The following is a 5281-nucleotide window of genomic DNA, read 5'->3' on the forward strand; positions in this document are numbered from 1 at the left end:
TGTTGCTTCCGCATCTGTCAATCCTATTTGCAAACCGGCATTATCAAATCCGTCTTGCAATGGCAGAGGCGCGAACCGTTCAAGGGCGCATACTACTTCCTTTATCTTCATATAAATGGAAAAAATTGTCTGCAAATATACGAAAAAAGCATGTACGCAACTCTGATTTTTGTTTTTTTTAGAAATAGAGCAGAGTATTGGGGAATAAATTAGGACTAAAAAGAATGGGAAAAAACAAGGAAAGTGCGTTATGCTTTCTCGCAGGATATGGATTATTGCGGATAAAATCCGACAAACTTATCCGGAGAGAGGCGTGACACACTTTCCTTATTCTTGTATATTGCTTTCGGGTATGGGTGCAGGTTTATTCTTTACTTAACTGCTTGGAATACAGACTGTCGATAATTCCGTCTGCCAGTCCTATTACAGGTACATGGATGTATTCGGCCTTTACGATATTGGCTATGGTCAGGAATATTTCGGCGGCCGGTACAATGACATCTGCGCGGTCGGCTTTCAGACTGAATTCATTCATGCGCTGTTCGGGTGTCAGCGGTTTGAGTTCATCGTATAATCCTTGCAAAGAAGCGATAGGCATCCTCATCTTCTTTTTATCCTTTTTCTCGGCCAGACGATACAGTTTATTGATGTTTCCTCCCGATCCGATGATGTTGATACCTTGGAAGTCGGCCGTAAGCCGTGTCAGATCGTCTTTCATCTGTGCCCAGGTTTCGTCTTTCACGGCTCCGCTCAGGATGCGTACGGTTCCTATATTGTACGAAAGCGACTGAACCAATTCACCATTGGTCAGCAGGTTGATTTCTGTACTTCCACCGCCGACATCTACATAAATATAGTTTCCGGTACGGTCTTCCATACATTCTATATGATTGTTGTAGATCATATGTGCTTCTTCCTGGCCATCAATTACTTCGATGTTGATGCCTGTGTCTTTCAGAATCTTCTTGATGACACTTTTCCCGTTTTTGGCATCGCGCATGGCAGAGGTAGCACATGCACGGTAGTCGGTCACTTCGTATATCTTCATCAGTTGGCGGAAGGCTTTCATCAGTCTTCTCAGCTTGACGAGTTTTATTTCAGAAACTTCTCCTAAAGAAAAGACATCGAATCCCAACCGCAGGGGAACTCGCAGCAACATGACCTTTGACAGTCGCTTGCTGATCAGGTTTTCGTCTTCTTTTTCTTTTTTGATTAGCAACCGCACTGCATTCGAACCGATGTCGATGGCGGCATAGCATTTATTACTCATTGTTATTCTTGTTTTTGATTGTCTGGTGTGGTATTGCAATAGCTGTAATATAATTCTTCTTGCGAGCGGAATGGAGTTCCTTCTTCAGAAGTCCATGGCTGGTTGTCCCCTTTCCCATCTACTACGCGTCCCTGGCAGGTATCACGCAGCCCATACTCTATTACTTTTCGTAAGTCTGCTTTGATTTGCGGGTCATATACAGGCGTAACTACCTCTACCCGATTGTCCAGATTGCGTGGCATCCAGTCGGCCGAACCGATGAATGTCTTGTCTTCTCCGCCGGCAGCGAAGATGAAGATGCGCGAGTGTTCCAGATAGCGGTCGATTATACCATTGATGTGTATCGTATCGCTCAGTCCCGGAATGCCGGTTATCAGCGAACAGTTACCTCTTACCAATAAACGGATAGGAACTCCGTTGGATGATGCTTCGTACAGTTTCCGCACCATTGTAGTGTCGGTAATGTGGTTTATTTTGATCAGTATGTAAGCCGGTTTGCCAGCCTGCTTGTTCTTGATTTCGTCGTTGATCAGTTTGATAAACTTGTTTTTCATTTCATTGGGCGATACCAGTAACTCTTTGAAGTGTACAGGCGAATAAGGCTTCTCAATGAACGTGAAGACCGAATTTACGTCGTTGACGATGTTGCGTGCAGCAGTCATCACCATGTAGTCCGTATACATTCGTGCGTTTCCTTCATGGAAATTTCCCGTACTGATGCAGGCTATGTTATTACCTGTCTTCATGGTAATGTGAGTGATCTTGGAATGAACTTTCAGGCCTTCTACGCCGAATATCACGTGTATACCCGCATCCTGCATCTTCTTTGACCAGCCAATGTTGGAAGCTTCGTCGAAGCGTGCCAGCAGTTCGATGACAACCGTTACTTTCTTGCCGTTGCGTGCTGCGCAAATCAGGGCCTTTACTACTTTGGAGTCTTTGGCCAGTCGGTAAAGGGTGGTTTTGATGCTTTTCACCTCTTTGCTGACTGCAGCTTCCTGCAACACACGGATGTAATAGTCAAAACTGTGGTAGGGAACGTGGATAAACCGGTCTTTTTCCTGTATCAGCTTAAGCAGGCTTTTTCCGCTGTCCAGTTCGGGCTTGATGACAGGAGCCCATACCGGGTATTTCAGGTCCTTGCGTCCGCAGTCGGGGAAAGACATCAGGTCTTTATGGTTGTGGTAGCGTCCTCCGCTCAAGACGGTGTCCAGCTTGTCCAGATTCAGTTTGTTCATTACCCGTTTCAGCATGTCCTTGGGCATCTGGCTGTCGTATATCACTCGCAGCGCATCACCTTTCTTGCGGCTTTTTACTCCTTTGGATATCTTTTGCAGCATGCCGTTGCGAAGGTCGTTGTCGATCTCCATTTCGGCATCCTTGGTGAATTTAAAGGCGTATGCGTTGAACGAGCTATATCCCAGTCCGGCGAAGATCATCGGCAGGCAATAGCGGATTACATCATCCAGATACATCAGATAGCTTTTTCCATCTTTGTCCGGCAGACGGACAAAACGTCCGCATTCGGCTACGGGAAGGGCTATGAGCGCGTAGTCGAATGTTTTCTTGCCATTGGCCTGCATCTTCACAGCCAGGTAAATGTTTTCGTCGGTTTCGTCGGTCAGCTGTTTTACGGCCGAAAGCCAGATGGCACTTACAAAACCGCTTAACTTTTGCCGATAGAACTGGCGGACATAGTTTTGCTGTTCTTCGTCCAGTTCGTCTTCTTTGACGATGAATATGTTTTCGTGTCGCAATTGGCCGGTAACGTCCCGAATGGCCGACTCGTACTCTTTGACATATTTGTTGTTCAGCTTGTTGATCTGTTTGATGAGTCGTTGCGCATGTTCACGTTCCGAGCGCACTCCTTTGTCATCGCATTCGGCTATACGGCTAAGGGTGGCCATACGTACACGGAAGAATTCATCAAGGTTGTTCGAATAGATTCCAAGGAAGCTTAGTCTCTCCAGCAATGGAATATGGGGTTTCATTGCTTCTTGCAGGATGCGTCGGTTAAAATACATCCAGCTTAAGTCTCGGTCGACGTATGCGTCGGACAACTCTTTTTTACTGATCATATTTTGTTACGATGAATAGATTATTTTCTGACTTGCAAAAGTATCCCACTGATGTTACAAATGTGTGTCAGAAATGTTACAATAAGGATAAGGACGGATGGTGACGGGCAGACGAGTCGGTGAAAGCGAATTCTCGATGCAGCGTAAGATGCGCCAGTCGCAAGTGTGCACCCAGTCGATGAACGCTTGATTGGGCCGGTAGCCTTTTGAAAATTCCAACAATTCTTCCAGGTTGAATTCGGTGGAGGTGATTCCTGCTCCATTGCGGACAGCGTCGTAAGCATTGCAGTCTTGTTCGATGTGAGCGGGAACCATCAATAAAGGTTTGCCCAGATACATGGCCTCGCACACCGACTCGAAGCCTGCCGTGGTGGCGTATGCCTTGCATCCGGCCATGTAGCGCAGAAATTCTACGTCGTTTATCTGGTGGAAACTCAGCGTTTCGTCTATCTGGCATATTTCTTCTTCATCCTGCTTGTCCCAGAAGAAGTGCAGGGGCACTTCTTTATGCCGCGCGTGCCAGTTCATGATGCTTTCTCCGAAACCGGCGTTCACCATGTAGCCGTGTATGTAGTTTCCCTGGCTGCTTTCGCATGCCAATACTTCTTTTCGCAACAAGGGCGGCACTACTTTTATGCGGGTCGAAGGGTTGTAGGCCATGTCGCGGAACGATAGTGCCAATATTTCTTTGGCTCCTATGCAGGTCAGTCGGGTAAAGAGCCGTAGCAGCGTCAGGCTGACGGACTGCCGGGGAGGAAATTCGAAGTCGGGATGCAGAAAGAGGTACTGGTGTCCGATGCTGATCTGTGGGACGGAGGGACGCATAAAGCAGTAGGTCAGCCCGGTCAGCAGTTCGTAGAAGTTGATGACAAGGTCGGCCCCGCTCTCCTCAATGCGTTGGCGGATGTAGTGCATGCTTTTGATGTATGCCGGTATTTTCAGCAGGTTGTATGCGATGCTGCGGGGCAGGTTGATTCGTTTGTTGGCCGGAGTCGGGAGAAAGTTGGGACTGATGAACCGTTTTACCGGTGCCTGTATGGTGCGGTTGAAAAATCCGGGAAGCCTTCGCGAATTGCTTTTCCCTACCAGCACTTCTACTACTTCGTGTCCGTTGCGGCGCAACAGTTCTTCCATGGTGATGGCTTGTGTCAGGTGCCCGCGTCCTTCTCCTTGAACGATAAAGATAACTTTCATCTGTTTGCTGATTTAATGGTTTACAAATAACATCTTCTCTTTTTCATCTTTACAAAGGTCATGTTTTCATGTTACGTCAGGATGTAGAAGGTGTGACAATTGGGTTATAAAATAAGTCATGCCGGCATCACGCCGACATGACCCTAAGAGAATTTATGGATTTACTTTCGTGTGTGAAAAGTAACTGCTGCCGTTGTGCAGGCAGTTCAATATCAAACAAATTCTTCAACCATATACATGTCGCTGACAAAGTCGTCTACAGTCTGTTCCAGGTTCAGGTAAGCTTCGTCCGGAGTTTCTCCGTAGGCGCTGCATAGTGTATTGTTTACGATGTAAGCATAAAAGCCACCGCCTGCTGCGGCCTCGATAGCGTATTCGTTTCTGTTCAGTTTCATAATTAGTCCTCCTTTTTTTGACATTGCAAAGATGCCCTAACTTTGTTTCAAACGTGTGTAGGCGGGATTACAAAACGGTAAATATCGGGATTCCCTTTATGAATCAGTCCGGCTTCATTGTTTTTTTATTTTGCGAGGTGTGTGACTTTTTGACTTAATCCTTTCTTTTATTCAGAATTTTCTTTATCTTTGGCCTATCGCAATGCATCTTAAGTTAGATATTTATGGCAGAATACGGCTTCGCAATAATTCATAATCCATCCAATAAGTTGGCTGAGAATTTGGATATGTGTGAAACTTGTGTAAACACACACACACACACACACACACACACATTCTCACCT

5 protein-coding genes are annotated in these 5281 nt (G+C 46.2%); all 5 read right to left on the bottom strand.

Features of this window, described 5'->3' with window-relative positions; translation table 11 throughout:
• On the bottom strand, positions 1 to 111 hold a 111-nt coding region (locus QVP67_RS09505), incomplete at its 3' end, for a Nif3-like dinuclear metal center hexameric protein (protein WP_441293839.1).
• 253 nt (positions 112 to 364) lie between these two features.
• A complete protein-coding gene (locus tag QVP67_RS09510) occupies positions 365 to 1270 on the bottom strand; it encodes a Ppx/GppA phosphatase family protein (RefSeq protein WP_022163333.1) in 906 nt (301 codons plus the stop codon).
• A gap of 2 nt (positions 1271 to 1272) precedes the next feature.
• The gene (locus QVP67_RS09515) at positions 1273 to 3348 is read right to left on the bottom strand and encodes an RNA degradosome polyphosphate kinase (protein WP_022163334.1); all 2076 of its coding nucleotides are present in this window, start codon (positions 3346 to 3348) and stop codon (positions 1273 to 1275) included.
• 54 nt (positions 3349 to 3402) lie between these two features.
• On the bottom strand, positions 3403 to 4542 hold the full coding sequence (locus QVP67_RS09520) for a glycosyltransferase family protein (RefSeq protein WP_022163335.1): 1140 nt from the start codon (positions 4540 to 4542) through the stop codon (positions 3403 to 3405).
• Between the two features lie 212 nt (positions 4543 to 4754).
• Complete coding sequence (locus QVP67_RS09525; RefSeq protein ID WP_022163336.1) at positions 4755 to 4937, bottom strand: hypothetical protein; 183 nt, start codon at positions 4935 to 4937, stop codon at positions 4755 to 4757.
• Positions 4938 to 5281 lie beyond the last annotated feature (344 nt).

It is taken from the genome of Bacteroides sp. CAG:633 (assembly GCF_000435115.1).
GTDB lineage: Bacteria > Bacteroidota > Bacteroidia > Bacteroidales > Bacteroidaceae > Bacteroides > Bacteroides ndongoniae.

Excerpts from the sequence above, each read along its gene's own strand:
- QVP67_RS09515 (WP_022163334.1), bottom strand. The coding sequence starts at position 3,348 with ATGATCAGTAAAAAAGAGTTGTCCGACGCATACGTCGACCGAGACTTA.
- QVP67_RS09510 (WP_022163333.1), bottom strand. The coding sequence starts at position 1,270 with ATGAGTAATAAATGCTATGCCGCCATCGACATCGGTTCGAATGCAGTG.
- QVP67_RS09525 (WP_022163336.1), bottom strand. The coding sequence starts at position 4,937 with ATGAAACTGAACAGAAACGAATACGCTATCGAGGCCGCAGCAGGCGGT.
- QVP67_RS09520 (WP_022163335.1), bottom strand. The coding sequence starts at position 4,542 with ATGAAAGTTATCTTTATCGTTCAAGGAGAAGGACGCGGGCACCTGACA.